Raw genomic sequence first — 15,395 nt, 5'->3', positions numbered from 1 at the left:
AATACTGGCTCAGAAGCCGCCGGCATGGCGCCAGATCATCACGACGATCCAGGCGGCAACCAGCATCCATGTATGGCTGAAGCGCAGGCCGACGAAGAGGGCGACGATCAGCGCCAGCTTCGATTCCCATCCGCCGATGAAGAAGGCCGGTGCGACCAGCGTCGTCAGCACGGCGGCCGGCACGGCGTTCAGCGCCGCTTCCATACGTGGCGGAATGCTCTTCATCCGGGTGATGAGGATATAGCCGCCGATGCGGGTGGCGAAGGTGGCTGCTGCTGCGGCGAGGATGACAAGCGCCATGTGAAGATCGAATTCCATGGCTCAGACCTCGTGCACTTCGGATTGAAGCGCGTCGGCTTCGAGATCCAGCTCTTTCGGCGGCGGCGACAGCAAGGCGGCAAGCACGATGCCGGCAGCAGCCCCCAGGCTGACATGCCAGGGTGAGCCGACATAGCGATAGGCGAGCACGGATGCCACGGCGCTGACGAGCGCCACCGGCAGGAAATTATCGCGCTTGCGGAAGCCGAGGACGATGCCGAGGAAATAGGCCGGCAGCAGGATATCGAGACCAATCGCCTTGGGGTCGCCGATGAATTTGCCGAGCACGCCGCCGGCGATGCTGATGAGGATCCAGGGGATGTAGATGATGATGCCGAAGCCGAAATACCAGGCGAAGGTCAACGGCCGGCCGGTTTCGCTACGCTTGGCGGCCTCGGCAAATTGCGGATCGACGAGCAGGAAGAATGTGAAGAATTTCTGCAGCGGTGTGAAATGGCCGATGTAGCGCGCCAAGGCCGCCGAATAGAGCACATGACGGAAATTGACGGCGAGGATCGACAGCACGATCAGCCAGGCATGGACGTTATGGCCGAAGAGTTCGATGCCGACCATCTGGCTGGCTCCGGCATAGACGGTGGCGCTCATGAAGGCGGCCTCTGCGAGCGACATGCCGTTTTCGACCGCAAGAGCGCCGAACAGGGCGCCAAAGGGCGCCGATGCCAGCGCAACGGCCGAGCCGCCCCGCAAACCTTCAACAAAGTCGGCGCGATTCATGTGGGTGATCCTGTTGGAAATTCGGGTTTTCCTTATGATCTAAGGCCTGCGGCGGCAATTGAATTTCGTTGATTGACCAATCGATTTCGCTGAACCATCAAAGTCCTGAGCGCATCCGGCAAAGAGGCACGCATGAAAAAGATCGAATTTTCCAAGGAAGAAAAGGCTGAGCTCGTTTCGCGCATCCGCGCTTATTTCGACCGGGAGCTCGACCCTATCGGCGCATTGCCGGCCGAATTCCTGCTCGATTTCTTCGCCCAGCAGATCGGGCCGGACTTCTACAATCGAGGCTTAAGGGACGCCCAAGCCGCCTTGCTGGCGAGGATGGAAGATGTCGCCGAGGATATTGACCTTCTTGAGAGGGAAAGAAAATTCTAGCTTCCTAAAATCAACTCAGGCCGACACTTAACGCCAAATTATTTCCGCGCCGATACGGTCGTCATGCTTTCGTTCACTGGGTTGCGTGCTGCTTGGCCTTGATGGTGTCTATTATCGGTGAAACTCGATCGGCCAAGTTCGGCAAGGCCCTGATCTTTATGGCCTGGCTTGCGGTGGCGTCTGCGCTTTGCTGGTCCGAAACAGTCTGGCGTGACGAGGTTCGTGCATTGTCACTCGCCCTTCAGGGGGACAATTTCATCGATATGCTTCGCCAGATGCATGGCGAGGGTCATCCTGCTCTCTGGTATATCCTGCTGCGCGCCGCCTATATCGTGGTCGGCTCACCGATCGTCCTGAAGATCCTCGCGCTGACGATTGCGGCAGCTGCGGCTTATCTCCTTGTTTTTAGGCTGAACCTGCCGCTTTCCATCATGCTGTTGTCGTTGTGCAGCAGTTTTCTGATTTTCGACTATGCCGCGATGTCGCGAAATTACGGCATCAGCATGCTTATAGTTTTCCTCATCGTGCTGAGTTGGGAGAAAGGGACACGCAACGGGATATTGCCTGGTCTGTTGTTTGCCCTGCTGGCAAACACCAACGTCCATTCGGTCGTCCTCGTCGGCGGCTTCCTTGCCTATTGGTTTTTCGATTTGATTCTGGCGCGACCAAGGCCTTCCGTGACGGAATATCGGGCCCTGGCAACGGCCGCTGCCATCGCCGCGGTTGGAATTGTTTTATGTTTCGTGACAGTCTACCCGACCTTCAACGATACGGGACAGAACGATCTCGCCGGCAAGAGTTTCGCTTTGCTGGCCCTTGGCGCTCTTGCGGCGCCCAGTTCGCATTTTATGGAGTTCTATCCCGACAGGATCCTCGAACTGATCGTGGCCTATCCGTTGGCTTCCCGTATTTTCGCGACGTTGATGTCCGCGCTCGTCTACGGCAGTCTGTTGGCGCTGGCGAACCGGCCGCCGGCGATGATCGCAGCGGCACTCGTTCTTCTAGGGCTTTCGCTGCTTTTTACGCTCGTCTATCCCGGCGGATACAGACATCAGGCGCTCTGGCTGGTTTTCATGATCGCGATCACAGCCACTGCACACTTCCAGCGCGAAAAGGCGGGCGTTACCGGCGTGGCGGCTGCTGGCGGCATCGTAAAGCTAGGGCGTCTATGCTTCCTGCTGTTGTTGGCGCTACAGGCTGCGTCCGGTCTCGAGAAACTCAATCGGGCCTTCGTCGCCGAAATCCCCTTGAGCCGAAGCAAGGATTTCGGTGCGTTCATTCAATCGCGCCCTGATCTCAAGGATGCGATCATCGTGGCCGATCCCGACTATCTCGTGGAAGCCTTGCCTTATTATGTTTCCAATCGCACTTATCTGATGCGGGAGGAGCGGTTCGGCGCCATCGTACGATATACCCGCAACGCGCGGCTTTCGCTCAGCCTTACCGATGTTCTGCAAACGGCACGCCGGCTGCGACAGAGCGAGCACGTACCTGTTATCGTTCTTCTTTCGCAGCGACTTGATCAGATTAATGCACCCGTCTCCTTGCGTGAGAGCTACGTCTGGCGGTTGTCGCTGACGCCGGAGGAGATTGCAGCTTTCCTGAGCGCAGCCGACCTCGTCAAACGCTTCGGTCCGGTCGCCGGGAGCGATGAGACGTACGACGCCTATCTCCTGAAATAAGGTGGCGGTCAGCCTTCTCAGCTTCAATTTTTCGCTCGTCGGCGCCTAACTGCATTCTTACGTTTAGGCGCCCACCGCCGGCATTGTGACTGCGAGAAGTCGCCAAAGGGGATTTTTCTCAGACCGCCGTCTTGACCGCGTCAAAGCCGTATCCCCGCCGCCCCTTAGCCTTGACCGCATACATGGCGGCATCGGCAATTTCGTAGATCTGCGTCACAGTACCGTCGTGGGTCGGCCGGATCGACACCCCGATGCTGGCTGAAATCGTCAAGTTCTCGCCGCTGATCGAAAACGGCCGCTCGAGTGCCGCCAGCATCCTCTCGGCGACGAGACGCGCTTCGCGCTCATTTATTTCCCCGCCGAGGATGACTGCGAACTCGTCTCCACCCAGGCGGGCGACTTCGTCTCCGGTGCGGACGCAGGCTTGCAGGCGTTGAGCGACCTGAATGAGCAATTCGTCACCGCCGAAGTGACCGATCGTGTCGTTGACCTGCTTGAAATGATCGAGATCGAGGGTCAAAAGGCCGACCATGCCTTGCAGCCGCGCTACTTCTTCAAGCCTCTGGCGGAAACGCCGCCGGTTGGAAAGGCCCGTCAGCGCGTCGGTCGCAGCCTCAAGCTCGAGCTTTTGCCGGAAAGCGTCATTGGCGCCATAAAGCCATGCCATGATAAAGGCAGCGATGATGCTCATGTTTCCCGCCGGCACCAGCAAGGCCGCGTATTTGTCCGCAGCAAACAGCGGGACGGCACCCGTCATGGCAATCACTTCCGGAAAGGCGACAATGGCAAAGACCAGCAGCGCATTGCTGGCGAATGTGAAGCATCGGGTCGCCAGGAGAGGCATGAAGACGAAGTACATGAAGCCGGCAAGGCCATAGACGAACCCGCCTTCGATGCGTCCCATGATGACGAAAAAACACGCCTCCCAACCGAGAAACATGACCAATGCGGCGACAAGGGCAAGGCGCCGGTCGAGCCGCAACCAAAGCGCTGCGATATAGGGCAATGCGATGGGCAGCGTGGCGAGGCGTAACCAAACCGTATTGGCCGCGCCAACGGGATCGTGGGTAAAGTCCCACGTCCAGAGGGAGGTGCCGGCCACGCCTGTGACCAGCGTCATGATGAGGCAATTGAACCGGTGCTCGTCATAATGCCGGGCAGCGAAATCGCGCGAGGGCCGGAGCACTGATATCAGCAGGCCGTGCCAACGAGCTTTAACGTTTGATATCTCCGACAAGCGTCCGCGCATCTCGCCCATTGCCCCGCACCCCTTGCACTCATGTGTGATATTCATAGGCGATGCGGATGAATAAATTCCTGCTTGGCGCGGCGTTGGTCCCGGGCGTTCGCCCCAATACGGACGCCGTCAGGCCGATCTCGGCGGCCGCGATCATTCCGTCAGCGATCGCCAGCCCAGCCCGGCGACAGGTCCTTTGTGCGTCCGGAAGGACGCAGGGCGCTCCATGTCAGGCGGTCAAAATCTTGGCGCTGTCGATAATGGCGATGCCATGGGCGCGCATCTCCTCGATCGCGGCCGCCACACCTTCGGGCGAGATGCCGCGGCTGGCATCCTCGATGAAGCGGACGCGCACATGGGGCATCATCTCCAGCGCGTCGAGCGCGGAGAACTTGACGCAGTAATCGGTCGCCAGCCCACAGACATCGAGATCGGTGATGCCCTGATCCTCGAGGAAGTCGGAGAGGCCGGTGGAGGCATCCCGATCATTATCGCGGAAGGCCGAATAACTGTCGATCCCGGGATCTTCGCCCTTCTGCTGGATCAGGTCGATCTCTGCCGATTTGAGCGCGGGATGCAGTTCTGCATCGCGCGTGCCCTGGATACAGTGGTCCGGCCACATCATCTGCGGTTTGCCGGCGAGTTCGCCCATCTCGAAGGGAGCCGCGCCCGGATGAGAGGAAGCGAAGCTGCCATGGCCCGGCGGATGCCAGTCCTGCGAGGCGACGATCAGGTCGTATTTGCCGCTGTCGATCAGGCTGTTTGCGATGGGAACCACTTTGTCGCCATCCGGCACCGGCAGATTGCCGCCCGGGCAGAAGCCGTTCTGAATGTCGACGAGCAGCAGCGCTTTCATCAAGGCCAATCCCTTCGCTTATTTCAGTGTAAGACGCCAAGCACATTGAGCGCATCCACTAGTGAATTTCCGGGAGCGCACATGCAAGTGCTAATTCTGATACTAACGGTAGCAAACGGCTGAAAAAGCACATGCTAATGCAATCATTGAGGGAATGTGGGGTGGCTCTCATGTTGAAATGGACAGTAATGACGAGGGAGCACAGGTAGCTGCAAGCCGACAGAGGCGGCGACTGCCGCCAAACCAGGCTGCCTGACAAGGCGCTTTCGCAAATCGATGGATCGAGGCTCCCCCGGCGGAGCCTCATCTCATCTGGTCAGGCCGCCGCCACGTCGTCGGTTGCGGTATCGGTCGCCACGGCGGAAGAGCCGTAAGTATTGTTGTAGGCCTGAAGCGCTGTCTGCATGTCGCTCAACACCTTGGTGAGCAGCGGATCGCTGTCGCCTGACGTTTTGATGCTGCTCGTATCGGCGGCGAGGAATTCGGACTCGGTCAACTTGCCGTCGCCATTCGTATCCATCGAGGCGAAAACGCCCTTGGAAGAGTCGTCGCTCTGATCGCTGCCGTCACCCTGATCATCGCTGCCGTCGGTCTTCTGCAGGGACAGCATCAGCGACAGGATGTCGGCGGTGATCTTCTTGACGATGTCGCTGCTTTTGTCGTCGCTGTCGTCGGTCGAGGTCTTGCTCGCTGTCGAGGACTGGGAAGCGGCGGCGAGTTCGTCCGGCGAAATCACGCCGTCGCCATTTTTGTCGAGGCTTGAAAGCGGAGACTGGTATTGGGTTAATGTACTGCCGAGAGATGAAACACTGGTCACTTGAACCTCCTTCGAAAAGTTCGTCGTGAAGCCCGCCTTTCATGGGTGGGCAGCCTCCGGGCTAAGCTGATTTGCGGAAAGCGTCAAAGCGACGTTTTGACAGGGGAGAAGTGCGATTGACGAGGCGGGGCAACGCGCGTTAACCTTTCGGTTACCAAAATCGTTCCATTGAAAATATTGGATTTTTTGGGTTGCCTCCGTGTTCGCAGCCGGGCAAATTTATGCCTTTTATCGGATGAGATCGTGCCGGCACGGCTTGTGGGAGAGTGATGGAGGATGCGGCCTGCTTTGTGCGGCTGCGGCATTTCGTCCGTCTTCTCAGCGGGGCAACGCCGGATCGATCTTGCTCGTCGCAGCGATTTCTGCCTTTCTTGCGCAAAAGCGGGAAGCGAAGCCATGTCCGAGCCTGGGCCAGACGAAAAAATCGATGCGACGTTCCGCAACGGATCGCTGACGGCGACCGGGATCATCCTCGGTTTCTCCCTCAACTTCATCAGTCTCTGGGTGTCCAATCCCAATGACTGGAGCCGTGTCGATCTGTTGCCGATGGCGTTCCTGACCGTCGGTATCGCCATTCAGGTGAAGGTTTTTGCCGACCTGCTCGCGCGCGACTCGCTGCTTGCGCTCAAATACGACAAGGCTCGGCGGCTCTTCCTGATCGGATTGTCGATCGTTGCCGTCGGGATGGGGATCGCCCTGCTGAACGACATTCTCGGGCTCAGCAGTATGCGGATGTTCGGGTGAGGGTTCCCACTCGCCGCAAGATCACACGCGCTCGACGAACCCGTCCAGTACCCGCTTCTGGCCCGCGCGATCGAATTCGATCGTCAGCTTGTTGCCTTCGATGCCGGTGATGTTGCCGTTGCCGAATTTGAGGTGAAATACACGGTCGCCGAGGGTGAATTTCGACGGCTCGGACGAGGTCGATTTCGCCACCAACTCGCCGTCGATCGTGCGCCCCTTCGGGCCGCTTTCGCCATAACCGATGCGTTCGACGGCATGGCCGGAGCGGCTGCCCCAGTTGTCGCGGGTGGCATCGTTCTTGTTGGCCTGGGCGCGCTTCCAGCCGGGGGTGGAATAGGAATTGGCGAAGGGCTCGGCCTTGTCGAAGCGCGACTGGCCGTAGCCGCCGCGGCCGTAACCGCCGTAGCTCTGCTCCATCTCGGCGACCTCGACATGGGTTTCCGGCAGTTCGTCGAGGAAGCGCGAGGGCAGGGTCGATTGCCAGAGGCCGTGGATGCGGCGGTTCGAGACGAACCAGATGTGGCAGCGGCGCTTGGCGCGGGTGATGCCGACATAGGCGAGACGGCGTTCCTCCTCCAGCCCGGCGCGGCCGCTCTCATCGAGCGAGCGCTGATGCGGGAAGAGGCCTTCTTCCCAGCCGGGAAGGAAGACGGTGTCGAATTCCAGGCCCTTGGCCGAGTGCAGCGTCATGATCGAGACGGCATCGAGATTCTCGTTGGTCTCTGCATCCATGACGAGCGAGACGTGCTCGAGGAAACCGCGCATCGACTCGAAGCTTTCCATCGAGCGGATGAGTTCCTTCAAGTTTTCGAGGCGGCCGGGCGCCTCGGCGCTTTTGTCGTTCTTCCACATATCGGTATAGCCGGACTCTTCGAGGATCTGCTCGGCAAGTTCCGTATGTGGTGTGTTTTCAAGCAGTTCCTGCCACCGGCGGAAAGATTGAATCACGTCGAAAAGGGCTTTTCGCGCCTTCGGCTTCAGCTCGTCCGTCTCGATGATGTCGGCTGCGGCCGCCAGCATCGGGATGTCGCGGGCGCGGGCATAATCGTGGAGGGCGCGCACCGTCGTATCGCCGAGGCCGCGCTTCGGCGTGTTGATGATCCGCTCGAAGGCGAGGTCGTCGGCCGGCTGCGCCACCAGCCGGAAATAGGCCATGGCATCGCGGATTTCGAGGCGCTCGTAGAAGCGCGGGCCGCCGATGACGCGATAGTTGAGGCCGAGGGTGACGAAGCGGTCTTCGAATTCGCGCATCTGGAAGGAGGCGCGCACGAGGATCGCCATGTCGTTCAGCAGATGTTTGTTGCGCTGAAGCTGCTCGATCTCCTCGCCGATGGCGCGGGCTTCCTCCTCCGAATCCCAGGAGGCGTGGACCTGCACCTTGACGTCGTCGGGATCGGCGCGGTCGGTGAACAGCGTCTTGCCCAGGCGGCCTTCATTGTGGGCGATCAGATGGGCGGCCGCGCCGAGGATATGTTCGGTCGAGCGGTAGTTGCGCTCCAGCTTGATGACCTTGGCGCCGGGGAAATCCTTCTCGAAGCGCAGGATATTGTCGACCTCGGCGCCGCGCCAGCCATAGATCGACTGATCGTCGTCGCCGACGCAGCAGACATTCTGCGGCTCGCCCTTGGTCCGCTGGGCCAGCAGCCTCAGCCACATATATTGGGCGGTGTTGGTGTCTTGGTACTCGTCGACGAGGATATAGCGGAAGCGGCCGTGATATTCCTTCAGGAGATCCGGGTTCTTGCGGAAGATCGCGATCGGATGCATCAGCAGGTCGCCGAAGTCGCAGGCGTTCAGCGTAGACAAGCGGTTTTGATAGGCGAAATAGAGATCGCGCCCACGGCCGTTGGCAAAGGCGCGAGCATCGCCCTCGGGGATATCGGCGGGGCCGAGGCCCTTATTCTTCCAGGTATCGATCATGCCGGCGAACTGCTTGGCCGGCCAGCGTTTGTCGTCGAGGCCCTCGGCCTGGATCAATTGCTTGATCAGCCGCACGACGTCGTCGGTGTCGAGAATAGTGAAACCGGAGCTCAGGCCGACGAGCTCGCCATGGCGGCGCAGCAGCTTGACGCCGATCGAATGGAAGGTGCCGAGCCACGGCATGCCTTCGACGGCGCCGCCGACGAGCAGCGCGATGCGCTCCTTCATCTCGCGGGCGGCCTTGTTGGTGAAGGTGACGGCGAGGATCTGCGAGGGGAAGGCGCGGCCGGTATTGAGGATATGGGCGATGCGGGTGGTCAGCACGCGCGTCTTGCCGGTGCCGGCGCCGGCGAGCACGAGGACTGGGCCTTCCAGGGTTTCGACCGCTTCGGTCTGTTCCGGATTCAGTCCGGCGAGATAATCCGGCCGCTTGCCACCGTCACGCGCCGCCATGGCGCGGGCGGCAATGCCGCCGCCGGCGGGCGCTCTTCCGGCGGGCGCGGCAGGCGGCTGCGGCTTGCGCGCCATCTCGCCCGGCTCTTCGTCGAAAAAGGGAATATCGTCGAAACTGTTGCTCATGGCGCGTAATGTAGTGATTCGGGATGGAAAGACCAGAAAAGATGTTCTGCTTTCATTCCCGAACCGCCGCTATCCCAAGAGGTTTCCCAGGCGCGGAAGTTGCGGCTGCGACCTCCCTACGGCGAAGGCGGCCGAAAAAAATCCTGGTGCAGCCTGTCGGAACCGATCCGGGGCGGCCGTCCTTGGTTCATCGGACAACGGTCCGGATCAACCGTCAACAAGGAAGCTGTTCATGCCGAAGGTCGTTTCAAATCTCTGGTTTGCCGAGGAAGCCCGCGAAGCGGTCGAATTCTACGTGTCGATCATCCCGAATTCCAGGATCGGTCGCACCACCATATTGCCGGCGGAAACGCCGAGCGGGCCTCCCGGCAGCGTCGAACTGATCGAGTTCACGCTCGGCGACCAGGCCTTCCTGGCGATGAAGGCCGGCCCGCTCGACAGCTTCAACCATTCGTTCTCGATTGCGATTCTGCTGGAAAGCCAGGTGGAGATCGATCGGGTCTGGGATGCCTTTCTCGCCAATGGCGGCACGCCGGAGGCCTGCGGCTGGCTTAGGGATCGCTGGGGTCTTTCCTGGCAGATCGTGCCGCGTGTTCTTTCTGAAATGATCGCCGACAGCGACCGCGAGCGGGCGAAGCGCGTGACCGAGGTGATGCTCGGCATGGTCAAGATCGATGTCGCTGCACTGGAAAAGGCGTTCAACGGCTGAATTATCTCGGCGGGCGCATGATCTAGCGGCCGGGATGCGCCCGCTTCCATCTGTCTGGGGCGCATCGGCACGTGCTGTCCAGCATCGACTTTGCGCAGATCCGGCTGCCAATCGTCGATTTTTCGAGAGTTCGAATCACGGGCGACATTGCACACCCTTTTCATCTTTCTGTCACGTCGTGAAATGTGCTGATATCGCGAAGGCACCCTTCTCAACTACAATAATGAACAGTTTCGTAGAGTTCAAAAAAGAACCGGTGCATGCACACTTTTGTGCATTGCTAGAAACAGCCGGTGGGCGTCGAATATATCTGCGAAATTATTGATTCTTAGGAACGCCGTGACCATCTGGATGGTTATACGGCTTAGAGCCTGCGGCATAACCTTAATGGAGGTACCATGCTGAGTGAATCCGTATTCGATGCGTTTACGCGCAGTTATGAAGCGCGCCGTGAAACCGATATGTCGGTGCAAGAGTATCTCGATCTCTGCAAAAAGGACCCGATCGCCTATGCCAATGCGACCGAGCGCCTGCTCGCCGCGATAGGTGAGCCGCAGATGGTCGACACCGCCAGGGACGCGCGCCTCGGCCGTATCTTCATGAACAGGACCATCCGCATCTATCCGGCCTTTGCCGGCTTCCATGGCATGGAGGAAACGATCGAACGCATCGTGTCCTTCTTCCGGCATGCCGCGCAGGGGCTGGAGGAGCGCAAGCAGATCCTCTACCTGCTCGGCCCGGTCGGCGGCGGCAAGTCGTCCTTGGCGGAGCGGCTGAAGCTGTTGATGGAGGTTCATCCGATCTATGTGCTGAAGGCCGGCGACGAGATCAGCCCTGTTTTCGAAAGTCCGCTCAATCTCTTCGATCCGGAGACGATGGGGTCGCTGCTCCAGGAGCAATACGGCATCCCGCTGCGGCGCCTGAACGGGCTGATGAGCCCGTGGTGCCTGAAGCGGCTTGACGATTTCGGCGGCGATATTTCCCGCTTCCGCGTCGTCAGAGTTCAGCCTTCGCGGTTGCGCCAGATCGCCATCGCCAAGACCGAGCCCGGAGACGAGAACAATCAGGATATCTCGTCGCTGGTCGGCAAGGTCGACATCCGCAAGCTCGAGACCTATTCGCAGAACGATCCCGATGCCTACAGCTATTCGGGCGGGCTCAACCGCGCCAATCAGGGCATTCTCGAATTCGTCGAGATGTTCAAGGCCCCGATCAAGATGCTGCATCCGCTGCTGACGGCGACGCAGGAGGGTAACTATATCGGCTCCGAGAATATCGGCGCGATACCCTTCTCGGGGATCGTTCTGGCGCATTCGAACGAAGCGGAATGGCAGACCTTCAAGGCGAACAAGAACAACGAGGCCTTCATCGACCGTATCTGCGTGATCAAGGTGCCCTATTGCCTGCGCGTGATGGAAGAGCAGAAGATCTACGAGAAGCTGATCGAGGGGTCGGAACTCGCCGATGCGCCATGCGCCCCGGCAACGCTCGAAATGCTCGCCCGTTTTTCCGTGCTGTCACGCCTGCGCAAACACGAAAACTCGACGTTCTTCTCGAAGATGCGCACCTATGACGGCGAGAGCCTTAAGGAAACCGATCCACGCGCCCGCAGCGTTCAGGAATACCGGGATGCTGCCGGCATCGATGAGGGTATGGACGGAATATCGACCCGTTTCGCCTTCAAGGTGCTTGCCTCCACCTTCAACCACGACACCACAGACATCGGCGCCGATCCGGTTCACCTGATGTATGTGCTGGAGCAGTCGATCCGCCGCGAGCAGTTTTCCGACGATGTCGAGAAGCGCTATCTGGAGTTCATCAAGGCCGATCTTGCACCGCGTTACGCAGAGTTCATTGGCAATGAGATCCAGAAGGCCTATCTTGAATCCTATGCGGACTACGGACAGAACCTGTTCGACCGCTACGTCGATTATGCCGATGCCTGGATCGAAGATGTGGACTTCAAGGATCCCGATACCGGCCAGCTTCTCGACCGCGAGCTCCTCAACCAGGAACTGACGAAAATCGAGAAGCCGGCGGGAATCGCCAATCCGAAGGATTTCCGCAACGAAATCGTCAAGTTCTGCTTGAGATCGCGGGCAGCCAACGGCGGAAAGAATCCGTCATGGACCAGCTACGAGAAAATTCGGGAAGTCATCGAAAAGCGGATGTTCTCCCAGGTCGAGGATCTCTTGCCGGTTATTTCCTTCGGATCGAAGAAGGATTCCGAAACGGAAAAGAAGCACAGCGAATTCGTCTCGCGCATGGCCGCGCGGGGTTACACCGAGAGGCAGGTTCGACGCCTTGTGGAATGGTACATGCGCGTCAAACAGGCAAGTTAATGCGGAGCCATTATGCACATTGTCGACCGGCGGTTAAATCCGCGCGGTAAAAGTCTGGAAAATCGGCAGCGGTTCCTTCGACGCATGAAGGGCGCCGTGCAGCAGGCGGTGAAACGCTCTCTGCAAAACCGCAACATCCGCGACGTGCTCGACGGCGGGGAGATCAGCCTGCCGATCGATGGAATGGCCGAACCGAATTTGCGCCGGGGCGGCGGAGGCATCCACGATCACATCCTGCCTGGAAACAGGGCCTTCGTCGAGGGTGACATCCTCCCGCGCCCGCCGGGGAGCCGGGGCGGAAAACCCAAGGATGCAGGCGAGGGCGACGGCGAGGACGGCTTCCGTTTCGTGCTGACGCGCGAAGAATTCCTCGACGTGTTCCTCGACGATCTGGAACTGCCGGATCTTGCCAAACGGCGCCTGGCCGAAACCGAGGAGGAAACGCCGTTCCGGGCCGGCTATTCCGTATCCGGATCGCCTTCCAACATCGCCGTCGGTCGCACGACGAAGCTCGCGATGATGCGCCGTGTCGCGCTTCACCGTCCGCGCCGGGAAGAGATCGAAGCCCTGCAGCGGCAGATCGCGGAATGCGAGGACGACGAGAGCCGCGTGGCACTTGAGGCGAAACTCAAGACCCTGAGAGATAAAAGCCGGCGCATTCCCTATATCGATCCGCTCGACGTCCGGTATCGCCGCTTTGAAAACGAGCCGAAGCCTGTGGCAAAGGCTGTGATGTTCTGCCTGATGGACGTGTCCGGCTCGATGTCGGAACACATGAAGGACCTGGCGAAGCGGTTCTACCTGCTGCTCTACCTCTTCCTGTCGAAGCGCTACAAGAAAGTGGAGATCGTCTTCATCCGCCATACCGACAGGGCCGAGGAAGTCGACGAGGAAACCTTCTTTTACGGTCCGGCAACGGGCGGCACGCTGGTATCCAGCGCGCTGGCGACGATGCGGGCGATCATCGCGGCGCGCTTCGACCCGGCGGAATGGAACATCTACGGCGCCCAGGCCTCGGACGGCGACAACGCCCATTCGGACGGAAACCTGACCGGCCAGCTGGTGCGCGAGATTTTGCCGCTGTGCCAGTATTTCGCCTATATCGAGGTCGGGGAAGAAGGCGGCGACTCCTCGATATCCCGTTCGCCTCTGTGGATGCTCTATGATGGGATCCGCTCCGAACTGCTGCCGCTCTCAATGCGCAAGGTCTGCCGGCGAAACGAGATATTTCCGGTTTTCCACGATCTCTTCCAGAAACGTGACGCGCAATCGAAGGTAACGCCATGACCACGATGCTGAGGTCGAAAGAGCTGCTTCTGTTCGAAGGTGCCGATTGGGATTTTTCAACGCTGCAGCGGATCCACGATGCCTGCGAGGCAATCGCGCTCGGCGAACTCGGCCTCGACGTCTATCCGAACCAGATCGAAGTCATCACTTCCGAGCAGATGCTGGATGCCTATTCCTCGACCGGCATGCCGCTCTTCTACCGCCATTGGTCCTTCGGCAAGCATTTTGCCCATCATGAAGCCTTCTACCGCCGCGGCATGCGCGACCTTGCCTATGAGATCGTCATCAACAGCTCTCCTTGCATCTCCTATCTGATGGAGGAAAACACGGCGACGATGCAGACGCTCGTCATCGCGCATGCGGCTTTCGGACATAACCACTTTTTCAAGAACAACTATCTCTTCAAGCTCTGGACCGACGCGGAAGGCATCCTCGACTACCTCGATTTCGCCAAGGGCTATATTTCCCGTTGCGAGGAACGTTACGGAGAGGTGGCCGTCGAGCGCACGCTCGACGCGGCGCACGCGCTGATGTCGCATGGGGTGCACCGATATGCCGGCAAGAACACCCTCGACCTCCGCCAGGAGGAGAAGCGGCTGCAGGAGCGCCGGGCCCACGAAGAGCAGATGTTCAACGATCTGTGGCGCACGGTTCCCGTCGGCAAGGCGAAGAAGGCGGGTGACATCGGCCTGGAAAAGCGCCGCGCCGCCCTCGGCCTCCCGCAAGACAACATCCTTTATTTCCTCGAGAAGACGGCGCCGCGGCTGCAGCCATGGCAACGCGAGATCCTTCGCATCGTCCGCCATGTCGCCCAATATTTCCATCCCCAGCGGCAGACCAAGGTGATGAACGAGGGAACCGCCACTTTCGTCCATTACCAGATCATGAACCGGCTGCACGAACGCGGGCAGATCAGCGACGGAAACATTCTCGAATTTCTGAAGTCGCATGCCAATGTCGTGTTCCAGCCGAACTACGACGACCGGCCGTTCTCGGGCTTCAATCCCTATGCGCTCGGTTTTGCGATGATGCAGGACATCGAGAGGATCGTGACGGCGCCGACGGAAGAGGATCGTGCGTGGTTCCCCGATATATCAGGCCGCGGCGATGCGATGGGTGTCCTGCGCGACATCTGGGCCAATTACCGGGACGAAAGTTTCATCAGCCAGTTCCTGAGCCCCAACCTGATCCGGCAGTTGCGGCTGTTCCATCTCTACGACGATCCGGAGCAGGCCGAGGGGGTGCTCGTTTCGGCCATCCACAACGAGCGCGGCTATCTGCGTATTCGCCGCCAGCTCTCCCGCGAATACGATATCGGCTGGACCGATCCCGCCATCGATATCGTCGATGTCGACCTTGCCGGCGACCGGCGCCTGCTGCTGCAGCACATCGTCATGAATGGCTGCTATCTGCAGGAAGACGATACGAAACTCGTCCTGCAACATCTCGCCGATCTCTGGGGCTATGACGTCTTGCTACAGGAAATCGACGGTTCGAACACTGTCGGAAGGGAACACACGGCGAGCCCGCGCAAGATCGTTCAGTGAGAGTGTTTTCTCTTGAGGCGCCGGATTTGGAAGGGTCGGGAGCCGATGGGAGGGGCCTAACTGCCGCAACCCTTGTCACGCGTGACGAGGGTTTTGTCCGCGTTTCGGAGCTTTTGAAGCTCGATGACTGGGCGAATGAAGGGCATTGAATTGTCCATGCCGCCGCGCATGCCGGAAAACGCGGGTTGGCGATCAGCAATTACCGGTGGCAACAAAGGCAAAGCCTTCGTAATCTGCCGCCGCT

Annotated in this window: 13 protein-coding genes; 7 read left to right on the top strand and 6 right to left on the bottom strand. The window is 59.6% G+C overall.

The genetic code is table 11. The features are described from left to right. Positions 1-9: 9 nt before the first annotated feature. Positions 10-318, bottom strand: a complete 309-nt coding sequence (locus tag CO666_RS03010; RefSeq protein ID WP_097610676.1) for an AzlD family protein — start codon at positions 316-318, stop codon at positions 10-12. 3 nt (positions 319-321) lie between these two features. Further along, entirely contained in the window at positions 322-1,053 is a 732-nt protein-coding gene (locus CO666_RS03005) for an AzlC family ABC transporter permease (RefSeq protein ID WP_097610675.1), read from the bottom strand. Positions 1,054-1,185: 132 nt separating this feature from the next. Here CO666_RS03005 and CO666_RS03000 point away from each other — a divergent pair, with 132 nt between their 5' ends. Both CO666_RS03000 and CO666_RS02995 read left to right on the top strand, forming a co-directional pair. Continuing rightward, entirely contained in the window at positions 1,186-1,431 is a 246-nt protein-coding gene (locus tag CO666_RS03000; RefSeq protein WP_097610674.1) for a DUF2164 domain-containing protein, read from the top strand. Positions 1,432-1,523: 92 nt separating this feature from the next. Beyond that, complete coding sequence (locus CO666_RS02995) at positions 1,524-3,113, top strand: hypothetical protein (RefSeq protein ID WP_097610673.1); 1,590 nt, start codon at positions 1,524-1,526, stop codon at positions 3,111-3,113. Between the two features lie 118 nt (positions 3,114-3,231). Here CO666_RS02995 and CO666_RS02990 read toward each other — a convergent pair whose 3' ends face one another. The 3 genes from CO666_RS02990 to CO666_RS02980 form a co-directional block, all read right to left on the bottom strand. Further along, a complete protein-coding gene (locus tag CO666_RS02990; protein ID WP_179869604.1) occupies positions 3,232-4,371 on the bottom strand; it encodes a GGDEF domain-containing protein in 1,140 nt (379 codons plus the stop codon). A 208-nt stretch (positions 4,372-4,579) separates the two neighbouring features. Further along, complete coding sequence (gene pncA / locus CO666_RS02985; RefSeq protein ID WP_097611016.1) at positions 4,580-5,206, bottom strand: bifunctional nicotinamidase/pyrazinamidase; 627 nt, start codon at positions 5,204-5,206, stop codon at positions 4,580-4,582. Between the two features lie 316 nt (positions 5,207-5,522). Continuing rightward, positions 5,523-6,023: an EF-hand domain-containing protein gene (locus CO666_RS02980; RefSeq protein ID WP_097610671.1), complete on the bottom strand. Its 501-nt coding sequence runs from the start codon at positions 6,021-6,023 to the stop codon at positions 5,523-5,525. A 396-nt stretch (positions 6,024-6,419) separates the two neighbouring features. Between CO666_RS02980 and CO666_RS02975 the strand changes: the two genes are divergently transcribed. Further along, the gene (locus CO666_RS02975; RefSeq protein WP_097610670.1) at positions 6,420-6,767 is read left to right on the top strand and encodes a hypothetical protein; all 348 of its coding nucleotides are present in this window, start codon (positions 6,420-6,422) and stop codon (positions 6,765-6,767) included. Positions 6,768-6,788: 21 nt separating this feature from the next. Here the strand turns inward: CO666_RS02975 and CO666_RS02970 are convergent, their stop codons facing one another. Further along, entirely contained in the window at positions 6,789-9,266 is a 2,478-nt protein-coding gene (locus CO666_RS02970) for an ATP-dependent helicase (protein WP_097610669.1), read from the bottom strand. Positions 9,267-9,498: 232 nt separating this feature from the next. Here CO666_RS02970 and CO666_RS02965 point away from each other — a divergent pair, with 232 nt between their 5' ends. From CO666_RS02965 to CO666_RS02950, 4 genes are all read left to right on the top strand, one after another. Further along, entirely contained in the window at positions 9,499-9,975 is a 477-nt protein-coding gene (locus CO666_RS02965) for a VOC family protein (protein WP_097610668.1), read from the top strand. Between the two features lie 398 nt (positions 9,976-10,373). Further along, positions 10,374-12,317, top strand: coding sequence for a PrkA family serine protein kinase (locus CO666_RS02960; protein ID WP_085737768.1), 1,944 nt, complete (start codon positions 10,374-10,376; stop codon positions 12,315-12,317). Between the two features lie 12 nt (positions 12,318-12,329). Continuing rightward, entirely contained in the window at positions 12,330-13,604 is a 1,275-nt protein-coding gene (locus tag CO666_RS02955) for a YeaH/YhbH family protein (RefSeq protein WP_097610667.1), read from the top strand. Beyond that, entirely contained in the window at positions 13,601-15,151 is a 1,551-nt protein-coding gene (locus CO666_RS02950) for a SpoVR family protein (protein ID WP_097610666.1), read from the top strand. Before CO666_RS02955 ends, CO666_RS02950 begins: the two co-directional genes overlap by 4 nt. Positions 15,152-15,395 lie beyond the last annotated feature (244 nt).

Origin of the sequence: Rhizobium chutanense, assembly GCF_002531935.1 — a bacterium.
In the GTDB taxonomy this organism is placed as follows: domain Bacteria; phylum Pseudomonadota; class Alphaproteobacteria; order Rhizobiales; family Rhizobiaceae; genus Rhizobium; species Rhizobium chutanense.
The sequence above is the reverse complement of the archived record's forward strand: the minus strand, read 5'-3'. Positions and strand labels throughout refer to the sequence as shown.